We start from the raw sequence: 22,476 nt of genomic DNA on the forward strand, positions 1-22,476 counted from the left end.
TTGTCCTCTGAAACTTTTAAATAATTTTTAAAATGAAATTTCTATCTGCCCAAATCACACTTCTTTTAAATAACAGACCTGATAGACGTAATCTTAAGATTCTGTTTAGGTTTATTATGATTTTACTTGTGATGATTACTGTTTTCTCAATTATATTTCATTTTTTGATGATGCGCGAGGGGCAAAATTTTTCTTACGTAACAGGCTTTTACTGGACTTTGACAGTTATGTCTACCCTAGGTTTTGGTGATATCACTTTTCATAGTGACGCAGGTCGCTTATTTTCAATTGTCGTCTTATTATCAGGGATGCTTTTTCTATTGGTATTATTCCCATTTACATTTATCAACTTTTTTTATTCCCCTTGGATGAAAGCCCAAGAGCAAACCAAAGTACCAAGTGAATTACCAAAAAATACAAGTGGGCATGTTATCTTGACTAGATATGGTACGGTAACAGAAGCTTTGATTAAAAAACTTGATCGTTTCAATTACAATTATGTAGTGCTTGTTTCTGATTTTCCAGAGGGTTTGCGTCTCAGAGAGCTTGGTGTCAAAGTGATGCTAGGGAATTTGGTAGATCCAGAAGCTTACAAGGCAGCTAGAGTAGAAAATGCCGCATTGGTAGCAACTACAGAATCAGATGTTTTGAATACTAATGTGGCATTTACTGTTAGAGGTGTTTCGAAAAATGTCCCAATTATAGCAACATGTAGTTCAGAACATTCGGTTGACATTCTCAAGTTAGCAGGGAGTAATCAAGTCTTGCAATTAGGCGAGATCTTGGGTGTATTTCTTTCTCGTAGGGCGAATGGAGGTGACGCTAGTGCACATGTGATTGGAAAATTTGATGAATTACAAATTGCAGAGGCAATGGTCACTGGGTCCTCTTTGATAGGGAAAATGCTCAAAGAAACAAACCTTCGTCAAGAAATAGGTGTGAGTGTTGTCGGTTTATGGGAAAGAGGAAAGTTCAAATCTCCACAACCTGAAACACTGATTTCAGAAACCACGGTATTGGTTTTGGCAGGATCACAAGTTCAAATAGACCTATACAATAATAAATATGGAGTAAAATCTGAAATCAATTCACCTGTAATCATCATAGGTGGAGGCAGAGTAGGTCGGGCAACTGGAAGAGCTTTAGCTAATAGACAAATTGATTACAGAATCATTGAAAAGGATGTCACTCGGATTTACGATAGAGAGAAGACGATTTTTGGAGATGCGGCAGAATTGGAAATTCTCCAAATGGCCGGTATCAAAGATTCTCCTTGTGTCATTATCACGACCCACGATGATGATGTGAATGTTTATTTGACGATTTATTGCAGAATGCTTCGGTCAGACATTCAAGTGATTACAAGGTCTTCATTGGAGCGCAACCTTGGGACAATGCATCGTGCAGGAGCAGACTTTGTGATGTCCTATGCCTCTATGGGGGCAAATACAATTTTAAATCTCTTGCAGAGATCAGATATTTTGATGGTAGCGGAAGGATTGGATTTGATCAAAGTGAAGGTTCCACAAAAACTGGAAGGTAGATCGATTATGGAGTCTTCTATAAGAAAGGAAACAGGTTGTACAGTGATTGCCATTAGAGCAAATGAAGAAGTGAACATCAATCCTGATCCGCATACCATTTTGGCGAAAAATTCAGAAATCATATTGATTGGCACAGTAGAGTCTGAAAATAGATTTTTTGAAATCTACGGAAAATAAGTCTCTCAGATTTTTCTCTTAAGCTGACCATTTTATGATTAAAACGATAGATTATAAATGATGAAAAGTAGAAAGGCTTGATAATTGTTGTGTTGGTAAAAGATGTGAAAGGCTGTTTTTTAGGTATAAAATTCAATACAATTTCACACTTCATTATACTCGAGCTATAGGAATATTGTCCTATCTTTGATGTTTTAACCAAAATATTGAATGCCAAAATTAATTCGAATCACAACTGTTCCGCTTTCGCTCAAACTTTTGCTCTCTGGACAGATGAAATTTATGAAAGATTCCGGCTGGGATGTGCTCATGGTAAGTGCAGATGGAAGAGAAATCAATAACGTAGTCAAAAGAGAAAACTCCCCACACCACATTATTCCTTTTACGAGACAGATTACACCTTTTTGGGATTTATATTGCTTATGGTTGTTGTTCAGGCTTTTTAGAAAAGAGAAGCCAGATGTAGTTCACACCCATACTCCAAAGGCTGGTTTGCTTGGAATGATAGCAGCCAAATTTGCGGGTGTTAAAGTGAGAATTCATACAGTAGCAGGCTTGCCTTATATGGCTGCTGAAAAAAATAAAAAGAATCTACTCATAAAAGCAGAAAAGTGGACCTACAAATACGCAACCCATATTTGGCCAAACTCTCAGTCATTAAAGGATTTTATACTCTCCGAAAAGTTAATTGATGAAAGTAAAGTAGAAGTTTTAGGGTCAGGTTCCAGCAATGGTGTGGATCTAGACATATACAATAGGTCTTCCCTCAAAGAAAATCACCTTGTTGCGGCGACAATGCGTGTCATGCCCGGTGAAAATGAATTCATCGTCTTGGCAGTGGGTAGGCTGGTAAAGGATAAGGGAATTGAGGAATTAGTCAAGGCCTTTTTGGATTCTAAGATTGTCAATCGGGCCAAATTGGTTCTTTTGGGTTCTTTTGAGCAAGAACTTAACCCCATAGATGATCAGATTTTGAGGCAAATAGAAGATCATCCAAAAATCGTTCAGGTTGAATGGACAGACCATGTTTCACACTATATGGCGATTTCGGATATTCTGGTGCATCCTTCACATCGTGAGGGTTTCCCAAATGTGCTCTTGGAAGCAGGAGCTATGCAGCTTCCAATCATCTGTTCCAATATCATTGGCAATAAAGACGTCGTGACAGATCGAAAAACTGGGTTGATGTTTCCTGTGAAGAAGGTAGATGTATTGAAAGATGCACTCGAGTTTGCTTATGTAAAAAGAGAATACATGCAGCAATTGGCCGAAAACCTTCATCAAGAGATTATCTCTAAATACGATAGGAAAGTAATGCATGCTCTAATTTTAGAAAATTACAACAAACTATTGTCAGAGAATTGATTAGACTTTATTTTCGATGAAATCAGCAACTTAGCAAGGTTTCATCATACATTCTATATTATTTGATTATGAAATATTTTATAACAGGAACAGCAGGCTTTATCGGTTTTCATCTTACTAAAGCACTTATCGAAAGAGGTGACGAGGTTTATGGTGTTGATAATATCAATGATTATTATGATGTGAATCTGAAATATGCCCGTCTAGAAGCTACTGGTATCAAACGAGAAGAAGTAGCATTTGGAAAGGCTGTGAAATCAGAAACATTGAAAGGCTATACTTTTATGCAATTAGATATTGCAGACAAAGCCAAGATTTTTGAAATTTTCAAAGAAGAAAATATTGATGTAGTAGTAAATCTAGCTGCTCAGGCAGGAGTGAGGTATTCTTTGGAAAACCCTGATGCGTACCTTCAGGCAAACATTCAGGGATTTATGAATATCTTGGAAGCTTGTAGAAATTATCCCGTAAAACACTTAGTTTATGCCTCTTCTAGTTCTGTTTATGGTTCTAATACCAAAATGCCTTTTTCAACTTCAGATAATGTAGATCATCCTGTAAGTTTGTATGCGGCGACCAAAAAGTCAAATGAATTGATGGCGCATACTTATAGCCATTTATTTAATATCCCTACAACAGGACTTAGATTCTTCACAGTTTATGGACCTTGGGGGAGACCTGATATGGCATTATTTCTTTTTGCTGACGCAATGGGGAAAGACGAGCCAATCAAGGTGTTCAATCATGGTAAAATGAAAAGAGATTTTACTTATGTTGCTGATATCGTAGAAGGAATCATCAGGGTGTCCGACAAGCCTGCAAGTCCAAATACAGCTTGGGAAGGAAATCAACCCGATCCAGGAAGTTCTAAAGCACCCTACAAAGTTTATAATATTGGAAACAGTAATCCTGTGGAATTGATGGACTACATCAAAGCTTTAGAAAAAGCATTAGGTAAAGAAGCTCAAAAGGAAATGCTACCACTACAAGCAGGAGATGTTCCTGCTACATTCGCAGATGTAAGTGATTTGAAGCGTGACACAGGCTATCAGCCACAGACTTCTGTAGAAGAAGGTGTTGCCAAGTTTGTGGAGTGGTATAGAGCTTTTTATCAAAAATAATTACTGGTGCGTAAGTCCATTTATTTCATTTTAAAATTTTCTGAAAATGTCTAAAAATTTATTGATCACAGGAGGAGCTGGCTTTATTGGCAGTCATTTGGTTCAACTTTTAGTAGAAAAGTACAAATCATACAAAATTATCAACCTCGATTGCTTGACTTATGCAGGAAATCTAGAAAACCTAAAAGCAGTGGAGGGAGCTTCCAACTATTTTTTTGAAAAAGTAAACCTTTTAGATGTTGCTGAATTGGAGCGGGTTTTTGACGAGCATAACATTACAGATGTCATTCACCTAGCAGCAGAATCTCATGTGGACAGATCCATTTCTGACCCCTTAGCTTTTGTGAATACCAATGTAATTGGCACGGTTAACCTACTCAATGTAGCAAAGTCTAAGTGGACTGATTTAGATAAACATTTATTTTATCATGTTTCTACTGATGAAGTTTATGGTTCTTTAGATGATGGAGGGTTTTTCACTGAGGAAACTCCCTATGATCCACAATCTCCTTATTCTGCTTCCAAAGCTGCATCAGATCATTTTGTAAGAGCTTATACGAATACTTATGGTTTGAAAACAGTGATTACGAATTGTTCTAATAATTATGGGCCTAATCAGTTTCCCGAGAAATTGATTCCACTGTGCATCCATAATATCAGAAACAATAAGCCGCTTCCAGTGTATGGAAAGGGTGAAAATATCAGAGATTGGCTCTATGTAGTCGATCATGCGAGAGCGATAGATCTTATATTTCATGAAGGGAAAGTAGGTGAAACCTATAATATCGGAGGTTTTAATGAATGGAAAAACATTGATATTGTGAAGCTACTTTGTAAAAAGATGGATGAAAAACTCAATAGACCTACGGGAACTTCAGAGAAACTCATTACTTATGTAAAGGATCGTGCTGGGCATGACTTGCGCTATGCCATTGATGCCAACAAAATCAAAAATGAATTGGGTTGGGAGCCGAGTCTTCAATTCGAAGAAGGGATTTCTAAAACGATTGATTGGTATTTGGAAAATGAAACATGGCTCAATAATGTCACCTCTGGAAACTATCAGAAATACTATTCCGAACATTATCAGGATAGGTAGGGGAGAGGTGACTTGTCTGCCGTGGCGGATGAGACAATAGATATCAGATATGAGACATATGGGATTAGGGATGTATTATCTTAATTCTGTTTATACCGAGGTGGAGCTATAGGTATTAATGAACAAAAAATTTTCTTCGAATACTATTTGCAAAATGGATCAATAGCCAAGGGTTTTGATCCTTGTATAATAGAAAGATCAACAAAATCCACAACTCTATGAAGGGTTGAATATATAGTATTACTGAAAAAAGAGACCAATCTTGCTCATAGCTACAAAAAAATAGGATTCAATACTCAAGATTAATAAAAAAAGCCATCCGAAAGGATGGCTTTTTTATGGTGTGAATCAAACAACTTCTTGTTTAATTATTTTATTTCAACACTTTCAAATTCTTTGAAAATATCGATTTTTGTGCTTTTCACCTTTTCTTCGAAAGCTTTCCAATCTCCTTCAAAGAACTCTTTCCATACTTTCAGTGCATCTTCAGCACTTTCTTTCGCATGGTTATATAGACGGTCTTCCGTGGCTCCTGGAGCTCCATAAGATGAGTTTGCATAGCTTCTTGGAGCACCTTGACGACTCATGTTGGTTGGGAAGAGGTTTCTTACGATACCTTGTCCTTCTCTAGATGGGCCATAGAATGCTTCATTGACAGCATCAAGTTTTTTCTTAATAGCAGTAACTTCTTTACCTAGAGCTTTTGACTCTTCAGAATCCACATCTTTGATGTAATTAGAAATTTTATCTACAGTTCCTCTAGCTTCCTGAATTTGTCTGATGGCTTTGCCCATTTCAGCGCCTAGAACTTCGGTTTTCTTGATAAATTCTTCTCTTGCCTTCAAATCAGCCAAGTTTGTTTTTATTCTTGGATCAGAATATACATTGATGGAAGTTTCAGAACTTTCTCCACCATAAGTGAATACTAATTTATATTTACCAGGAAGCGCATCACCACCGCTAGGTTCGTAGAATCTATTTCCACCTCTGCCACCACGACCAAATCCACCTGGGGTTTCTACTGATGATTTTCTGTCAAGCCCCCAAATCAGTTGATTTACTCCTTGAGATGGCACTGTTTTCAATGTTCTGATTTGTTCACCGGATTCGTTGAAAATAGCAACTGTGACAGTGTCTAATTTTTCTTTTCCAGGATCATTCAAAATGAAATTCAACCTGCCTCCAAAAGTTCTGTTTTCACCTGCATATTTACCATCAGCTGGGAATCTCTCCCCATGTGGCTGATGAATTTCCGCTTGATAAGCATCTGAAGGTTCTACTGCAGTGATTTTTGCGGTAGGCGCTTTCCCACCATTTTTAGCATATACTCTCAATGGGCGAATGTCATCCAATACAAATAAAGATCTGCCGAAAGTACCAATAACTAAGTCAGCTTCTCTTTCTTGAATAACCATATCGTAGGTCGAAACAGCATTTGGATAGCCATGTCTCCATTTATTCCAAGTTTTTGCATTGTCAAATGAAGCGTACAATCCGTATTCAGTACCTAAGAAAACTAAATTAGGTTCTACTGGATCTTGTATGATCGAAAGTGCATAACCCGAAACTTTGTTGTCATCAGCAATTCTTTCGTAGCTTCCACCATAGTTCTTTGTTCTATAAGCATAAGCGCTAAAATCATTGTTTCTATAATTGTTAGCTACGATCCACGCTTCACCAGCATCATAACGAGAAGCTTGAATTTGTGGAATCCAACTTGCCTTTGGAAGTCCTGTCAGCTTTGCTGCTGTGTTTGTCCAAGTTTTTCCTCCATCTCTGGTTACCTGTACATTTCCATCATCGGTACCAACCCATATCACATTTTTGTCAACTGGACTTGGGGCGATTGTAATAATGGTTGTATGATTTTCAGCACCTGTGATGTCAAAAGTTAACCCACCAGTTTCTTGTTGCTTTTGTTTTTCAGGGTCATTGGTGGTCAAGTCTGGGGAAATGATTTCCCATGTTTCACCTTTGTCAGTACTTTTGTGGACAAATTGGCTACCAAAGTAGATTGTCCCTGCATCATGCGGATCTTGTGCCAAAGCAGCGTTCCAGTTGAATCTCAAGAAAACATCTTTATCAGGATGCGTTGGCTTGATATTTCTTTTATGACCTGTTTCTTTGTCAAAACGAGTGATATTTCCTCCTTGAGACATAGAATAGCCATATCTTGAATCCTCAGGATCAGAAACAGCATCAAAGCCATCTCCAAATTGTAATTCTTGCCAATAAGTATTTCTAATTCCATCTCTTCTCCAGACATAAGCTGGACCAACCCAACTTCCATTATCTTGTAACCCTCCATAGATGTTGTATGGAACTTCATTGTCTACATTGATATGGTACCACTGTCCAACTGGAATGTTTTCAGCAAAATACCAAGTCTTGCCACCATCTCTAGTGATATTCAAACCACCATCGTTTCCGTCTATGATCAATTTTGGATCATTTGGATTGATGTACCAAGCATGATGATCAGGGTGAACACCTGCGTATTGTAAGATTTGAGTAAATGACTTACCTCCATCTTCACTCATCCCTACTCTTGAATATAAAGTGTAGATGCGATCAGCATTTTTAGGGTCTGCATAAATTTCGTAGTAGTAGAATGGTCTATCACCGATTTCACCTTTATTATTAACAAGTTTAAAATCAATTCCACCATTTTCAGAAACATAAAGTCCATTTTTGCTTGACTCCACTAAAGCATAAATTTTTTGACTATTGGCTTTCGAAATGGCAATTCCCATTCTGCCATATGGACCTTTTGGAAGCCCATTTTTTTCATCTAGTTTTTTCCAGTTGTCACCACCATCATGGGTTACAAAAAGTCCTGATGATGATCCTCCTGAGCTAAAAAACCAAGGGTGTCTTCTGTGTTCCCACATGTTGACAAATATTTTGTTTGGGTTATTTGGATCCATGACCATTTCACCTACACCGGTTTTGGCATCTATGTAAAGGATCTTTTTCCAAGTTTTTCCACCATCTGTGGTTTTGTAAACTCCGCGATCTTCTTGCTCTCCCCACGGAGAACCGATAGCTCCAACAAAAACTGTATTAGGATCGTCAGGATGAATGATGATTCTATGAATAGCTTTTGTTTTTTCTAGACCCATCAATTCCCAAGTTTTCCCAGCATCCAAAGTTCTGTAAATTCCATTCCCTAGATTAAGTGAATTTCTTGGATTACCTTCTCCAGTACCAACCCAAACAATACTTGGGTTTTTCTGATTGATGGCGATGGCTCCGATAGAGTGCTCTTTTTCTTCATCGAAAATAGGTGCCCAAGTAATCCCACCTGAGGTAGATTTCCATACACCTCCCGAGGCCGCACCGGCATAGATTGTATTTGGATCATCATGAATGGCATCAATTGCTGTGATTCTTCCACTCATAGCCGCAGGGCCAACATTTCTTGCTTTCATGGATTTGAACATATCCATGTCTACTTGCTGTGCAGTAGCAAATTCAGGAATGATCAATGCGAGTACCATGACCAATCCTAGTAACTTCAATTCATGAAGCGTTTTAGTAAAGTTTTTCATTTAGTATTTAAGTTGATGATTTACTCTTCAATTAAATAGATATTGAGGAAGGATAATAATAATTTGATATAGAGGGGAATTTGTCTTGATAAAAGGTTTTAAAAAATGTATTTAAAAGTCAAGAATTTAAATATTTTTCAAATGGAGAAAAACTTCCAATTTTTATAAAAGATTAGAAATTGAAGGATATTAATTTTACCAACGGCTTGTAAGCTGGTATGATTTTAGGTTATTTTAGCAAAAAAAACCTCAATAATATGATCAAAAGATTATGGTTAGCTTTAGGTATGTTTACCCTTTTGGGTGTCTCTATATCTGCACAAGCACAAAAAGACCGCTTTCAGCAGAAAGTTAAATATGAAATGGATGTAAAGATGGATGTGGTCTCCAATCAATATACTGGAACACAAAAACTTCACTACACAAACAATTCACCTGATACATTATATAGGGCATTTTATCACCTCTATTATAATGCATTCCGTCCTAATAGTATGATGGATGTAAGATCTAGAACAATCGCTGATCCTGATAGAAGAGTTATGGATAGAATTCAAAACCTTCAGCCAAACGAAATCGGGATTCTAGAAGTGAAATCTCTAAAGATGAATGGAAAAGCAGTTAATTTCGCTCATGAAGAGACCATTCTTGAAGTAGATCTTTTAGAACCAATAGCTCCAGGAGAGACAGCTGTATTTGATATGGAGTTTTTTGGTCAAGTACCACTTCAAGTCAGACGTGCAGGAAGGGATAATTCAGAAGGAATTCGCTATTCTATGTCACAGTGGTATCCAAAAATGGCTGCTTATGATGTGAGAGGCTGGCATGCTAATCCATATGTCGGAAGAGAATTTTATGGTAATTTCGGAGATTTCGATGTAAAAATCACAATAGATAAAGATTATCTATTAGGAGGTACTGGTTATCTTGAAAATGCCAATCAAATTGGTAAAGGCTATGAAGATGCTGGTGTAAAAGTGCCAAAATCATCTGGAAAGACTTTAACTTGGCATTTTACTGCTCCTAATGTACACGATTTTATGTGGGCTGCTGATCCTAATTATACTTTAGAGAAAAAACAAATTCCAAATGGTCCTATGGTCCATTTGCTATATGTGAAAAATGAAAAGACAGAGGAGAATTGGAGTAAGTTGATGCAATATACGATCGATGCGATTGCGTATTGCAGTGAGAATTTTGGGGAATATCCGTATAAGCAATATTCTGTAATCCAAGGTGGTGATGGTGGTATGGAATATCCAATGGCTACTTTGATTACTGGTCATAGAAACTTGAGAAGTTTGGTAGGGGTGACTGTGCATGAATTAATTCATAGCTGGTACTATGGTGTTTTAGGTTTCAATGAATCTTCTGAGCCTTGGTTAGACGAAGGGTTTACAACTTGGGGAACAAGCGTGGTGATGGATGCTGTATTTGAAAAAGATCCTAACTTCACACATAATGGAAGCTATAGATCCTATTTTAGACTTGCAAATGCTGGTTATGAAGAGCCTTTGACCACCCATGGAGATCATTATAATTTGAATTCTGCTTATGGACCTGGTACATATAACAAAGGTGCTGTGTTCGTTGAGCAAATGTCTTATGTGGTCGGGAAAGAAAATTTCGACAAAGCTTTATTGAAACTTTGGAATGATTTTCAGTACAAGCATCCAAATGGAAATGATGTGATCAGGGTTTTTGAAAAAGTCAGTGGCCTAGAGTTGGACTGGTATTATGATTATTTTATCGCTTCTACCAAGAAGATTGACTATGGTGTAAAAGCTGTAGAGGCTGATGGAAACAATACGAAGATCACACTCGAAAGAGTAGGGATGATGCCAATGCCTCTTGACGTGGTAGTGACGTACCAAGATGGAAGCCAAGAGCTGATCTATATGCCTTTGGTCATTCAGAGAGGAAGTAAGCCTGAGGAAGCTGGAATACCTAAGCGTGTAGCTACTCAAAAATGGCCTTGGACAAATTATACAACTGAAGTCAGTTTAGGAAGACCAATTTCAGAGATCAAGAGTGTAGAGATCGATCCAAGCATGCGTATGGCAGATGTGAATCGTGAAAACAATAAAATGGAAGTGTCTGTTGAAATGCAGAAAAAGTAAATTCAAACAGATTTAATTGAAGCCGTCAAAGAACCAACTTTGACGGTTTTTTTATTTTCAACCATTTATTAACAAAAGTTTAGAGGGTTTTTGGGATTCTGCAATAGAGCCAGAAGAAGTAAATGCGGAAGTAAAATCTTTTTTGGAGGGGATAGAGTTTCATAGTTATTAAAAATTCAAAATAAAAAAAGAGGGTAAGTTAACTTACCCTCTTTTTATTTCATTATTTTTTGAATGTTTATCCTTCATTCTTTTTGTCCTGAACTTCCTTACGGATGTCCTGTGCTAAATTTTTAAGATCTTGCATTCCTTTTCTTACTCTAGTTCCAGCAGCTTGGTTGCCTTTGTCGTAGAATTTTTCGAAGTCACCTTCTAGACCCATTACAAGATCTCTTATTTCGCTAAATCTGCTCATAGTAAAAGTTAATTTTAAGGTTGATGATAAGTTTATTTTTTGTTCAATATATGCAAAATGTTTATAAAACAACAGCCTAAAGCCATTTTTTGAGGTTTTTTTTTATTCCCCAAAGGAAATTGCTAGGGCAGAGCTTTTATAAATCCCGTTTGTAAGCTTCTCTTTTACTGCTTCAAAAGCAGCAATTGTTTCAGCTACATCTTCTAATGTATGCACCGCTGTAGGGATTAATCTTAAGATAATCATGCCTTTAGGCACTACAGGGTAGATTACGACCGAACAGAAGATGTTATAATTTTCTCTAAGGTCTTTGCTCAAAGTTGCAGCTTCACCCACTGTACCGTTCAAAACTACAGGAGTAACAGGTGAATTTGATTTTCCAATACTAAATCCTTTTTCTATCAGTCCAGACTTCAATGCATTGACGATTTTCCAGAGATTTTCCTTCAATTCAGGCATTGTTCTAAGCATTTCTAGTCTTTTCAAAGCTCCTTCTACCAATAACATTGGAAGGGACTTTGCATAGATTTGAGAACGCATATTGTACTTCAGAAAATGAATTACATTGGCATCACCAGCGATAAATGCTCCTATAGAAGCCATAGATTTTGCAAAGGTAGAGAAGTAGAGATCAATTTGATCTTGAACATCTTGTTCTTCGCCGGTACCAGCTCCAGTTTTTCCCATCGTACCAAAACCATGGGCATCATCTACCAAAAGCCTGAAATCATATTTTTCTTTTAGCTTCACGATTTCAGCAAGATGACCCTGATCACCTGTCATACCGAACACGCCTTCTGTAATCACTAATATACCGCCACCAGTTTCAGCTGCCAATTTTGTAGCTCTTTTCAGTTGCGTCTCACAGTTTTCGATATCGTTATGAGGGAATACATACCTTTTCCCTAAATGCATGCGGAGTGCATCTATAATACATGCATGGCATTCGCTGTCATATACAACCACATCTTTTCTGTCTAACAAGGAATCGATCACTGACATGATACCTTGATAGCCATAGTTTAAAAGGTACGCGCTTTCCTTGCCTACGAATTCTGCTAATTCTCTTTCCAACTGCTCGTGAAGATCTGTTTGACCAGACATCATTCTAGCGCCCATAGGATAGGCAGCTCCCCACTTTGCTGCTGCATCTGCATCAGCTTTTCTAATATCAGGATGATTTGCCAATCCTAAGTAGTTATTTAAACTCCAAGTCAAGACATCTTTCCCTTTAAATTTCATTCTTGGAGCAATTTCCCCTTCTAATTTGGGAAAAGTGAAGTATCCTTCTGATAACTCTGAGTGCTTGCCCAAAGGGCCAAGATTTGTATTTAATTTTTCGAATAAATCCAAAGTTTAAAACGTTTAAGTTTTACATTTTTTTGATAGTAGAACAAACTACTAAACCAGCCAAAAGTAATACTTTTTGTCCACCCCTGCAAAATTTAACCCTCAATTCAAATAATCTTTCACTTCTTCGTTTTATTTTATTTACTTCGTGGGTTAAGCTTTTTATGATAAAGAAATAACCCAAATATGAAAAAAATTCAAAAACTTTTGGTAGCCAATAGAGGAGAGATTAGTCTACGAATCATGAGGACTGCCAAAGAGATGGGAATCAGTACTGTAGCTGTGTATAGTGAGGCAGATAGAAATGCACCTCATGTCAAATTTGCTGACGAGGCTGTGTGCCTTGGGCCGCCTCCATCGAATCAATCATACCTTTTGATGGATAAGATTATTGAGGTGTCTAAGCAATTAAATGTTGATGCGATACATCCTGGATACGGTTTTCTTTCCGAGAATGCTGTTTTTGCAGAAAAAGTAAAGAAAGCGGGAATCATTTTTGTCGGCCCATCTCCAGCTGCTATTGAAGTAATGGGGTCCAAGCTTGCCGCAAAACATGCAGTTTCAAAGTATGATATCCCTATGGTTCCTGGTACAGAGGATGCTATTTCTGATATTCCTGCGGCAAAAGTAAAAGCAGCAGAAATTGGCTATCCTATTCTGATCAAAGCCAGTGCAGGTGGTGGAGGTAAAGGAATGAGGATCGTTGAAAATGAAGAAGAGTTTGAAGAGCAAATGAATAGAGCAATTTCCGAAGCGCAATCTGCATTTGGAGATGGAGCTGTTTTTATAGAGAAATACATCACTTCGCCAAGACATATCGAAATCCAAGTTTTGGGCGATACGCATGGAAATGTGGTTCATTTATTCGAGCGCGAATGCTCTGTACAAAGAAGACATCAAAAAGTAATTGAAGAAGCTCCCTCAGCTGTTGTGTCAGAAAAGATGCGAAATGCCATGGGAGAGGCAGCAGTCAAAGTAGCTAAGGCTTGTGATTATTATGGTGCTGGCACGGTAGAGTTTATTGTAGATGAAAATCTTGATTTTTACTTTTTAGAGATGAATACCAGACTTCAGGTGGAGCACCCGGTGACTGAGATGATTACAGGAAAAGACCTTGTGAAAGAGCAGATTTTGATTGCAGAAGGTCATCCTTTGAGTTTTGCCCAAGAAGATCTTAAAATTCACGGACATGCAGTAGAGGTGAGAGTTTACGCCGAAGATCCGAGAAACAATTTTCTCCCTGACATTGGAAATTTACAAACCTATATCAGACCTCAAGGTGCTGGTGTTCGTGTGGACGATGGTTTCGAACAAGGTATGGATATTCCTATTTATTATGATCCGATGATTGCCAAATTGATCACACATGCTGATACAAGAGAGTTGGCAATGGATAGGATGATTAGAGCCATTGAGGAATATTACATCACGGGGATCGAGACAACTTTGAATTTCTGCAAGTTTGTGATGGAACATGAAGCCTTCAGATCGGGTAATTTTGATACCAAGTTTGTAGAGAAATATTTTACACCTGATAAGTTGGATATTCAGTGGACTGAGGAAGAACTGAAATTACTAGCTGCGGCATCAGTAGAATTGATAGAGAAGGAAAAGAAAAATCTGAGAAAAGTTAAATCCATGCAAAATGGAGCTTTACCTCGGACAAATTGGAAAAACAGGTTACACTAATGGCAGAAATTCTACCCATAAAAGCTTGGAGATACCATGAAAAACTAAGAGGTCAAATTGAAGATTTGACCTCTCCTCTTTTTGACGTAGTTTCTTCTAAGCAGAGGGAGGTTCTTTACGCCAACCCTTTGAATAGTATTCACCTTTCCGTTCCTCTTGGGGATGCGCCTAGTACGAATGCTACAGAGACCTTAAAAAAGTGGAAAAAGGAAGAAGTCCTTGTACAAGATGTGATTCCTGGGATATATGTTTATTATCAATATTTTCGACTTCCGGGACAAGATGAAGAATCATGCAGAAAGGGTTTTGTAGCCCAAATTAAAGCATATGATTGGGAAGAGGGTATGGTTCTCAGACATGAAAATACCATCGCTAAAGCGGTGAATGACAGGGTAGACTTGTTAAAAGAAACTAAATTTCAGCCAAGTGCTACGCATGGGTTATACGAGGACTCACTTCATCTCTTAGAACCATACATGGATAAGGCCATAGAAGACCCAATTTATGATTTGGAGGACTATCAGGGTGTCAGAGAAGTGATGGCGGTGATTCAAGATGCGAAAATCATCAAGGAATTTGTCAAAGTAATTCAAGAAAAGCAGATTATTTTGGCTGATGGTCATCATCGCTATGAAGGTGCTATTGAATATAGGAAAGCCATGCGTAATGCTAACCCTGATCATACTGGAAATGAAGCTTATAATTTCCACATGATGTACTTTACCAATGCGCTATCAAAAAACCTTCGCATTCTTCCCACACACAGGATTTTTTCTGGATTTCAGATAGAAGAAGAAGTGCTACTTGAAAAAATTAGTGAGTTCTTTTTTGTCAAAAAGCTCAATGATGTAGAAGAAATCGAAGAGCTGATCTTACAGAAAAAGTGGGCATTTGGATTGGTAATTGGGGATCATCCCTATAAAATCCGCTTGTATCCTGAAATGTTGGATCAGATGCCATCAGACATTCCTGATGTGATCAAAAATCTTGATTTGATGGTTTTACATTATTTTCTTGTAGATCGGGTTTTAGGTATTCCATTAGCAGATCAGCGCTTTTCTGATCAAATAGAGTACGAAAGAAATCTTAGAAGGTGTATCAGTAGGACGATTTCTGGGAAGGCTTCTTTCAGTGTCATCACCAAAGATATTTCCATGAATCAAGTGCTTGAAGTCTGCAAGTCAGGGCATACAATGCCTCAGAAATCAACGTATTTCTATCCTAAAACATTGTCAGGCTTACTCTTTGCTTCCATAGATGAAATAGATTTTGAATTTCCATATCATATGTTTCAGTCATGATTACACTCGGCAAACACAAACTAGTTCTCGCATCCAAATCACCAAGAAGAAATGAATTATTGAAGGGTTTGGGGGTAGAGTTCACGGTCAGAACCAAGGATACAGATGAAAGTTTCCCTGGCCATATGGATCCATTTGAGGTGGCTGGATTTCTTTCCAAGAAAAAAGCAGATGCATTTTTTGATGAATTGGCAGTTGATGAAATTCTAATCACTGCTGATACGGTAGTGATTTTGGATGAGGAAATTCTCAATAAACCTGCAGATAAAAGTGAGGCTTTTGAAATGATTGCCTCGCTTTCTGGGAAGACGCACCATGTCGTTACAGGCATTACTATCGGTTCGGGTTCAAATCATGTCACCTTGCAGGATACGGTGAAAGTTCACTTTAAAACGCTATCATCTGAAGAGATCAATTATTACATTGAAGCATTTCAGCCTTTTGACAAAGCAGGAGCTTATGGAATCCAAGAATGGATAGGTTATGTAGCTGTGGACAGGATAGAGGGGTCTTTTTATACAGTGATGGGTTTGCCGGTGCATCTTGTGTATGAAGAGTTAAAAAAAATAACTCTTTTAACTTCCCAATTTGAATCTTAGTGGTAAAACCATTACACTTACTCTAGCTTGGTCATTTAGAATATAAGGTGACCAATTATAAGGGTATTCATTTGCGATTCTATAAGCTTCCTTTACAATAGAAGGATGGATTTCTTCAGCATTAAGTATTTCAATGTTTTCTATATCCCCCTTTTCAGAAATTGTAAAAGAAATTAGTGCTTCTCCTTCCAATCTTTTATTTCTTGCTTGTGGTGGATAATTTAAATTTTTAGAAAGATATTTTTGCCATCCCATAATTCCATCTTTTGGTTCTGGCAATTGCTCCGATGAAATTAAGATCTCTTTATTTTCCTCATCAAAATATTTTGACTTCATTTTCGAATGTCTTGAATATTCAGAAATATAGAAGAGTTGACCTTTTGTATCATAGTTTTTGAACACAAAACTTCCGGAATTATTATCTTTAATTAGTTCCTGAAATATTTCTCCATCAGGGCGATATTTTAAAATAACCTGAGTTAAAATTTCACCATCTTTATTATTTTCTGTGTTGATTTCTTTTACCAACAAAGAATCTTTTAAAGTGTAGAATTTTTCCTTCAAACTTTTTTCTGAAATTTCATTTTTTACAAAATATACAGGGTTGCTTTTTTTCTTTTTTTCAAGAAGAAAGAAATTTTCGTCATACATCTTGATTTCTTGTCCAAAAATGAAGTTGCAAATGATTGTAAGAATGAATGTGGAGAATACTCTTTTCATAACTTAGGTTTTAAGTACGCAATCTATTTTTATTCTGTAGAAAATCAAAATCTTGAATAAAAAAAGAGGATCAGTATTGGCTGACCCTCTTTTTGAAATCTATAAATCTAGATTTTACTTATCCTTTTTAGTGATTTTAAGTAAATCACCATCTTTCAATTGCTTACTCACAATAAAATAAGGACCTGAAACTATTTCTTCTCCTTCATTGACACCTTCAATAATTTCAATGTTGTCAAAGTCAGAGATACCTGTTTTTATTTCTTTCTGAACTGCTTTTCCATTTTCTACAACATAGATCAATTCTTTCAACTTTGTGGTTCCATCAGGATTGTCATTGGTTTGATCTTCTCGTGTCGTTACAGCTGCCAAAGGAACAGACAAAACATTATCCTTCTTTTTGGTAATGATATCAACACTAGCGGTCATTCCTGGTCTGAAAGGAAATCTATTTTTTTCTGTCACGAGTTCAGCGTAAGATTCGTTGATGATTCTGATCTTTACTTCAAACTCAGTCACTGCATCAATACTTGCTTTAGTATTTGCGGAGTTTGCAATTGAAGTTACAATCCCCTTGAATCTTTTACCCACTGAAGCATAAGAATCTACGTCGATTAAAGTAGTATCTCCCAAGCTAATTCGAATGATGTCATTTTCATTGACATTGACTCTCACTTCCATTTTGCTCAAGTCAGCCAAACGCAACATTTCAGTACCTGCCATTTGCTGTGTACCTACTACACGTTCACCTTTTTCAACCAAAAGCTGAGAAACTGTTCCATTTACAGGAGAGTACACATTGGTTAATCTTAGATTTTCTGCAGCTTCATTGACGGTAGCTTGAGAACTTTTAATAATGAATTCGGCTCCAAGTACAGATTGTTTTGCTGCTTCAAGGTCATTTTTGGAAGTCAGATAATTGGATTGAGCCAATTCCCAATCTGAATCAGAAATAACTTTATCTGCGTACAATTTTTCGTTTCTTTCATAGTCTAACTTTGCACGTGTAAACTGTGCTTCAGAGCGCTGCAAATTTGCTTTTGCTTGAGCAAGGTTTGCCATTTGTTGATTTAAGTTAGCTCTAGCACGATCCAATGCAGATACAAAATTGTCAGGGCGGATTTTTACCAAAAGATCACCGATCTTAACAGAATCACCTTCCATGACATTCAGCTCGATGATTTCACCCGCTACATCTGGACTTAATTTTACTTCGATTTCTGGTTCGATTACTCCCGAAGCTGATACTTTTTCAACAATGCTAGTTTTTTTAGCGTTGCTAGTTTCTACTGCAACTTCTTTTTCTCCACCAATCCAACCGGCTGATTTACCAATAATTGCGAAAAGGATGATAGCACCTACTATGGCTAGTAAGATGTAAAGGACTTTGTTTGACTTTTTCTTTGCCATGATTTTGATTATATGTTAAGCGGGTTACCGAGATAAAAATCTAAAACTTTTACTCTAAAGATATAAGTGTATTTTGCTGTTATAAGATCTGCTTGTGCGTTGAAGAGATTGTTTTGTGCCAATTGGTAATCTGCAAAATTAATGGCGCCCGCATCAAATCGTTGTTCAGCAATTCTAAATGACTCTTCTAATGCAGCTACTCTTGTCAAGGAAGATCTGTATGCCTGATCTGAAGCGATAGCATTAGTAAAGGCCACTTCAATGTCTTGTCTCAATTGGTTTTTAACTTCAAAGGAGTTGATTTCACTCAGATTTTTTTGAAGTCTTGCTCTTTGTACTCCTGTTTTGTTTCTGAAATTAGAAAAAATCGGGATACTCAAACTCACGTTTGCTGCCTGGGAAAGGTTATTTTCTAATTGCGTGATAAAAGTAGGTCTATCAAAGCCAGGAACTGTTCGGTCTATATAGTTGGAAAATATATTTGCACCAATCCCTAAAGTTGGATAAAATGCTCCTTTAGCAGCTCTTACACCATATTCAGCACTTTCAATACCAAGCTCTGCAGCTTTGATTTGAGGCAAAATGTCTTTAGAGTAATTGTAAATTTCGTCTACACTTTGGCCTGAGATGTAGATGTCATCTACCGATAAGTCAGGTGCAATTACTTCGAAGTTAGGATCAAATGGTAATTGCATCGCCTGTAGCAAATTCAGTTTTGCACCTCTCAAACTGTTTTCAGCATTTAAAACTTCTAATTCGTTTGTCGCATTCTGAGCCTGTAGATCAAGTTTATTCGCTAAAGGTAAAGATCCAGCATCAACCAATTTGGTGGTGTTTCCAAGTTGTTGTTTGGTTGAAGCCATTTGATTTTTTGAAATTTTCAATTGCTCCTCTGCGAAAATCACATTGATAAATAGATTGATCACATTTAATGTGATGTTATTCTCAGTGGTTTTGACATTCAATTGGCTAACCTCAATATCAGTTTTAGCCTGTTTGATTGTGTTAGTGATCTGTTGCCCTGCAAATAATGTTAAATTCGAATTTGCAGATACATTGACGTTTCCAATTCTATCGGTTTCAAAGAGGTTGGTAACAGGGTTGATAGAACGTCCCCATCTGTATCCTGAACTTGCTCCTGCTGACAAAGATGGAAGCCTTTGGCCTTGACTTTGTAGCAGTGTTGCCTCACTCAATGCTTGATTGATTTGGCTTCTTTTCAGCGTTAGGTTATTTTCTAACGCAATTTCGATACAGGATTCTAAGTCTAAAGTAAGACTTTCACTACTCTGCGCTTTTAATTCCGAACTGGAAAAAAATACGAGAAATAATAAGCCTAAAATGTAATTGTGTTTCATTCTTTTATAAGTCAATATCTGGTATGTAAATTATTTCCTTTATCCATGGTAAGCTTTTCATGTATTCGATTGTAATAGGTTGTAGTCCCGAATCCATTTCAATGACGTGACAAGCTTGATCATTTTTCCCTTTTCTAGAAACTGACATGGTGGCAATATTTGCCTTTTCCTGTGCGATTACACTTGAAATAAATGCAATAGCACCTGACACATCATGCGCTTTGATAATCAATGTATGCATCTGTGCAGTGAAATCGGCTGTGAATCCATCCACAAAAGCAATGTTGATCAAGCCGCCGCCAAGACTTTCTCCAATCACTTCTACTTTCTTTTCACCTTTGGTGAGATTTAATTTGATCGTATTTGGATGATAGACAGAAGCATTTCCTATTGATTTGAATTTGTATGAAAGACCAGCTTCCTCAGCCAATTCAAATGCTTGTTTGATTTTAGGATCATCTGTTTTGAAATCCATCAAGCCTCCTAATATCGCTTTGTCACTTCCATGTCCTTCGTAAGTTCTTGCAAAAGAATTGTAAAAAGTGATATCTACATGGTCAGGTTTCTCACCGAGAATTCTAATCGCAGCTCGGGCAATTCGTACCACACCCGCAGTATGGGATGAAGAAGGTCCAATCATTACAGGCCCGATCATATCAAAAACACTACTTTTACCACTCATGGGTTACCAAATTTTCAATTATTGTGCTAAATTAATATTTTAATACTAGTAATTTGTGCAAATTAAGTTTAGCGCCCTTAAATAGACTAGTATATTTTAATATTTAATTAAATTTAACAGAGGTCAGTTTTTTCAAAAACCAAAACTGTCCGAAAATGCACAAAATAATGAACGGTAACGATACAATTTTTTGGAAAAAAATAAATCTATCGAATTGGATAGAACAAAAATCACAAAATGTTAACCGCGCTTTTTTATTTGGGGATGGACTGTTTGAAACAATGGTGTTTCAAAATGGAAAGATCCGCTTCTCTGAGCTGCATTTGAAGCGATTGGTTACAGGCTGCGAAGTTTTAGGAATGAACTCCGAGCAATTGAGTACGATTGAAGAAATTGAACGGGCGCTAAAGTTGGGATTTGGTGAAGATAAAATGCTTCGTGTGCGATGGACTATTTATAGGTCAGGAAAAGGGAAGTATACACCCTTGACAGATGAAATAGAGGAATCCTTGCAAATTGAGGATTTTCATGCCGCTCCTTTGACCAAACAGTCTGCATTTGTTCATCCTGAAATATACTTGAGTAGTTCACCTTGGAGTAGCTGCAAAACTTTGAATGCACTTCCTTATGTCATAGCTAATCGCGACCGTGTTAAATTGGGCATGGAAGAAGTAATTTTGTTGGGTCAGGGAAGTTTTGTCTCAGAAGCTGGAGCTGCAAATTTATTTTGGGTCAAATCTGGAGTTTTTTATACTCCATCACTCGGGACAGGTTGCATCGAAGGGATTGGGAGAACCGTAATTATGGACATGTTGAAATCCAAGGGATTTGAAGTGCAGGAGGGATATTTTAGATTAGATGATATTTACGAAGCCTCGTCTGTATTTACGAGCAATGTTACTGGTATCAGCTATTTGCTTACGCTGGAAGGCAAAACCTTAGGCCAAGAGAGATTTGGAATGATAGAACAGTTGTTTGAGTTGGATAATAGTTATTAGGCGACTAGTTATCAGTGGATCAGATGGTTTTAAATATTATCTCAGGAGGTCTGACTTCACACAATATCAATCAGTAACAAGTATCCACCAATATCAAAATCTAAATTGAATCAATTTTTAATTCTCAATTAAATTCAAAATATCAGATGCCCTATATCGCTACCGCAGCTTTAATATGTGGATGCGGATCATAGCCGATCAATTCAAAATCTTCATACTTAAAGGAGAAAATATCTTTGACTTCAGGATTGATCTTCATCGTTGGAAGTGGTCTACATTCTCTAGACAATTGAAGTTGTGTCTGCTCCAAATGGTTGCTGTATAAATGCGCATCTCCAAAAGTATGGATGAAATCGCCCACTTCAAGATCGCAGACTTGGGCTACCATCATCGTAAATAGGGCATAAGAAGCTATATTGAAAGGAACACCCAAAAATACATCCGCACTTCGCTGGTAAAGCTGACAGGAAAGTTTTCCATCAGCAACATAAAACTGAAAAATGCTGTGACAAGGTGGTAGAGCCATGTTGTCCACATCGGCCACATTCCATGCACTTACGATGTGTCTTCTGCTATCCGGTTTGGTTTTGATTTGGTGAATTAGGTTTTTGATCTGATCGATTTCTCCACCTTTTCCATCCGGCCAATGTCTCCATTGGTAACCATATACAGGCCCCAAATCTCCATTTTCATCAGCCCATTCATCCCAAATACTCACTTTGTTGTCATTCAAGTATTTGATGTTGGAGTCACCATTGAGAAACCAAAGCAATTCGATGATGATGGAGCGAAGGTGACATTTCTTAGTCGTGACCAAAGGAAAACCATCTTTGAGGTTGAATCGCATTTGATATCCAAATACGCTGATTGTTCCCGTGCCAGTTCTGTCTCCTTTTTGGACGCCATGCTCCAAAATATGTCTCATCAAATCGTGGTATTGCTTCATTTTCAGTCTTGAATTTTAATAGGTCAGCAAG

Annotated in this window: 17 protein-coding genes; 9 read left to right on the plus strand and 8 right to left on the minus strand. The window is 37.4% G+C overall.

The window, feature by feature from the left end:
- The first annotated feature begins 32 nt into the window (after positions 1 to 32).
- The 4 genes from IEV57_RS06465 (at position 33) to rfbB (ending at position 5,306) form a co-directional block, all read left to right on the plus strand.
- Complete coding sequence (locus IEV57_RS06465; protein ID WP_188440806.1) at positions 33 to 1,721, plus strand: potassium channel family protein; 1,689 nt, start codon at positions 33 to 35, stop codon at positions 1,719 to 1,721.
- Positions 1,722 to 1,931: 210 nt separating this feature from the next.
- On the plus strand, positions 1,932 to 3,086 hold the full coding sequence (locus tag IEV57_RS06470; RefSeq protein ID WP_188440808.1) for a glycosyltransferase family 4 protein: 1,155 nt from the start codon (positions 1,932 to 1,934) through the stop codon (positions 3,084 to 3,086).
- A 68-nt stretch (positions 3,087 to 3,154) separates the two neighbouring features.
- Positions 3,155 to 4,207: an NAD-dependent epimerase gene (locus IEV57_RS06475; RefSeq protein ID WP_188440810.1), complete on the plus strand. Its 1,053-nt coding sequence runs from the start codon at positions 3,155 to 3,157 to the stop codon at positions 4,205 to 4,207.
- Between the two features lie 46 nt (positions 4,208 to 4,253).
- On the plus strand, positions 4,254 to 5,306 hold the full coding sequence (gene rfbB / locus IEV57_RS06480; protein ID WP_188440812.1) for a dTDP-glucose 4,6-dehydratase: 1,053 nt from the start codon (positions 4,254 to 4,256) through the stop codon (positions 5,304 to 5,306).
- A 368-nt stretch (positions 5,307 to 5,674) separates the two neighbouring features.
- On the opposite strand, the gene IEV57_RS06485 is transcribed toward rfbB, so the two are convergent.
- Positions 5,675 to 8,857 (minus strand): VPS10 domain-containing protein, encoded by a 3,183-nt coding sequence (locus tag IEV57_RS06485; protein WP_188440814.1) that lies wholly within the window; start codon positions 8,855 to 8,857, stop codon positions 5,675 to 5,677.
- Positions 8,858 to 9,114: 257 nt separating this feature from the next.
- On the opposite strand from IEV57_RS06485, the gene IEV57_RS06490 reads away from it, so the two are divergent.
- Positions 9,115 to 10,977: a M1 family metallopeptidase gene (locus IEV57_RS06490; RefSeq protein WP_188440817.1), complete on the plus strand. Its 1,863-nt coding sequence runs from the start codon at positions 9,115 to 9,117 to the stop codon at positions 10,975 to 10,977.
- Positions 10,978 to 11,215: 238 nt separating this feature from the next.
- Here IEV57_RS06490 and IEV57_RS06495 read toward each other — a convergent pair whose 3' ends face one another.
- Positions 11,216 to 11,392, minus strand: coding sequence for a BF3379 family histone-like protein (locus tag IEV57_RS06495; protein ID WP_188440819.1), 177 nt, complete (start codon positions 11,390 to 11,392; stop codon positions 11,216 to 11,218).
- A 102-nt stretch (positions 11,393 to 11,494) separates the two neighbouring features.
- Positions 11,495 to 12,745: an aminotransferase class I/II-fold pyridoxal phosphate-dependent enzyme gene (locus IEV57_RS06500; protein ID WP_188440822.1), complete on the minus strand. Its 1,251-nt coding sequence runs from the start codon at positions 12,743 to 12,745 to the stop codon at positions 11,495 to 11,497.
- A 183-nt stretch (positions 12,746 to 12,928) separates the two neighbouring features.
- On the opposite strand from IEV57_RS06500, the gene accC reads away from it, so the two are divergent.
- Genes accC through IEV57_RS06515 form a run of 3 tightly spaced genes read left to right on the plus strand, consistent with a single transcriptional unit; the run spans position 12,929 to position 16,331 of the window.
- Entirely contained in the window at positions 12,929 to 14,431 is a 1,503-nt protein-coding gene (gene accC / locus IEV57_RS06505) for an acetyl-CoA carboxylase biotin carboxylase subunit (protein ID WP_188440824.1), read from the plus strand.
- The gene (locus IEV57_RS06510) at positions 14,431 to 15,732 is read left to right on the plus strand and encodes a DUF1015 domain-containing protein (RefSeq protein ID WP_188440826.1); all 1,302 of its coding nucleotides are present in this window, start codon (positions 14,431 to 14,433) and stop codon (positions 15,730 to 15,732) included. Before accC ends, IEV57_RS06510 begins: the two co-directional genes overlap by 1 nt.
- Positions 15,729 to 16,331, plus strand: coding sequence for a Maf family nucleotide pyrophosphatase (locus IEV57_RS06515; protein WP_188440828.1), 603 nt, complete (start codon positions 15,729 to 15,731; stop codon positions 16,329 to 16,331). The genes IEV57_RS06510 and IEV57_RS06515 overlap by 4 nt, the downstream gene beginning before the upstream one ends.
- On the opposite strand, the gene IEV57_RS06520 is transcribed toward IEV57_RS06515, so the two are convergent.
- The 4 genes from IEV57_RS06520 to sdaAB form a co-directional block, all read right to left on the minus strand.
- Entirely contained in the window at positions 16,308 to 16,982 is a 675-nt protein-coding gene (locus tag IEV57_RS06520; RefSeq protein ID WP_188440830.1) for an energy transducer TonB, read from the minus strand. The genes IEV57_RS06515 and IEV57_RS06520 overlap by 24 nt on opposite strands.
- A 183-nt stretch (positions 16,983 to 17,165) precedes the next feature.
- The gene (locus tag IEV57_RS06525; RefSeq protein WP_188440832.1) at positions 17,166 to 18,461 is read right to left on the minus strand and encodes an efflux RND transporter periplasmic adaptor subunit; all 1,296 of its coding nucleotides are present in this window, start codon (positions 18,459 to 18,461) and stop codon (positions 17,166 to 17,168) included.
- Positions 18,462 to 18,469: 8 nt separating this feature from the next.
- Positions 18,470 to 19,819: a TolC family protein gene (locus tag IEV57_RS06530; protein WP_188440833.1), complete on the minus strand. Its 1,350-nt coding sequence runs from the start codon at positions 19,817 to 19,819 to the stop codon at positions 18,470 to 18,472.
- Between the two features lie 4 nt (positions 19,820 to 19,823).
- On the minus strand, positions 19,824 to 20,501 hold the full coding sequence (sdaAB, locus tag IEV57_RS06535) for an L-serine ammonia-lyase, iron-sulfur-dependent subunit beta (RefSeq protein WP_188440836.1): 678 nt from the start codon (positions 20,499 to 20,501) through the stop codon (positions 19,824 to 19,826).
- Between the two features lie 167 nt (positions 20,502 to 20,668).
- Here sdaAB and IEV57_RS06540 point away from each other — a divergent pair, with 167 nt between their 5' ends.
- Positions 20,669 to 21,499, plus strand: coding sequence for an aminotransferase class IV (locus tag IEV57_RS06540; protein WP_188440931.1), 831 nt, complete (start codon positions 20,669 to 20,671; stop codon positions 21,497 to 21,499).
- A 151-nt stretch (positions 21,500 to 21,650) separates the two neighbouring features.
- On the opposite strand, the gene IEV57_RS06545 is transcribed toward IEV57_RS06540, so the two are convergent.
- A complete protein-coding gene (locus IEV57_RS06545) occupies positions 21,651 to 22,445 on the minus strand; it encodes a thymidylate synthase (protein ID WP_188440838.1) in 795 nt (264 codons plus the stop codon).
- Positions 22,446 to 22,476: the final 31 nt, after the last annotated feature.

Origin of the sequence: Belliella aquatica (genome assembly GCF_014637795.1) — a bacterium.
Classification (GTDB): domain Bacteria; phylum Bacteroidota; class Bacteroidia; order Cytophagales; family Cyclobacteriaceae; genus Belliella; species Belliella aquatica.

Excerpts from the sequence above, each read along its gene's own strand:
- IEV57_RS06475 (WP_188440810.1), top strand. The coding sequence starts at position 3,155 with ATGAAATATTTTATAACAGGAACAGCAGGCTTTATCGGTTTTCATCTT.
- IEV57_RS06520 (WP_188440830.1), bottom strand. The coding sequence starts at position 16,982 with ATGTATGACGAAAATTTCTTTCTTCTTGAAAAAAAGAAAAAAAGCAAC.
- rfbB (WP_188440812.1), top strand. The coding sequence starts at position 4,254 with ATGTCTAAAAATTTATTGATCACAGGAGGAGCTGGCTTTATTGGCAGT.
- IEV57_RS06510 (WP_188440826.1), top strand. The coding sequence starts at position 14,431 with ATGGCAGAAATTCTACCCATAAAAGCTTGGAGATACCATGAAAAACTA.
- IEV57_RS06515 (WP_188440828.1), top strand. The coding sequence starts at position 15,729 with ATGATTACACTCGGCAAACACAAACTAGTTCTCGCATCCAAATCACCA.
- IEV57_RS06465 (WP_188440806.1), top strand. The coding sequence starts at position 33 with ATGAAATTTCTATCTGCCCAAATCACACTTCTTTTAAATAACAGACCT.
- IEV57_RS06470 (WP_188440808.1), top strand. The coding sequence starts at position 1,932 with ATGCCAAAATTAATTCGAATCACAACTGTTCCGCTTTCGCTCAAACTT.
- IEV57_RS06540 (WP_188440931.1), top strand. The coding sequence starts at position 20,669 with ATGAACGGTAACGATACAATTTTTTGGAAAAAAATAAATCTATCGAAT.
- IEV57_RS06485 (WP_188440814.1), bottom strand. The coding sequence starts at position 8,857 with ATGAAAAACTTTACTAAAACGCTTCATGAATTGAAGTTACTAGGATTG.
- IEV57_RS06530 (WP_188440833.1), bottom strand. The coding sequence starts at position 19,819 with ATGAAACACAATTACATTTTAGGCTTATTATTTCTCGTATTTTTTTCC.
- IEV57_RS06490 (WP_188440817.1), top strand. The coding sequence starts at position 9,115 with ATGATCAAAAGATTATGGTTAGCTTTAGGTATGTTTACCCTTTTGGGT.
- accC (WP_188440824.1), top strand. The coding sequence starts at position 12,929 with ATGAAAAAAATTCAAAAACTTTTGGTAGCCAATAGAGGAGAGATTAGT.
- sdaAB (WP_188440836.1), bottom strand. The coding sequence starts at position 20,501 with ATGAGTGGTAAAAGTAGTGTTTTTGATATGATCGGGCCTGTAATGATT.
- IEV57_RS06495 (WP_188440819.1), bottom strand. The coding sequence starts at position 11,392 with ATGAGCAGATTTAGCGAAATAAGAGATCTTGTAATGGGTCTAGAAGGT.
- IEV57_RS06545 (WP_188440838.1), bottom strand. The coding sequence starts at position 22,445 with ATGAAGCAATACCACGATTTGATGAGACATATTTTGGAGCATGGCGTC.
- IEV57_RS06525 (WP_188440832.1), bottom strand. The coding sequence starts at position 18,461 with ATGGCAAAGAAAAAGTCAAACAAAGTCCTTTACATCTTACTAGCCATA.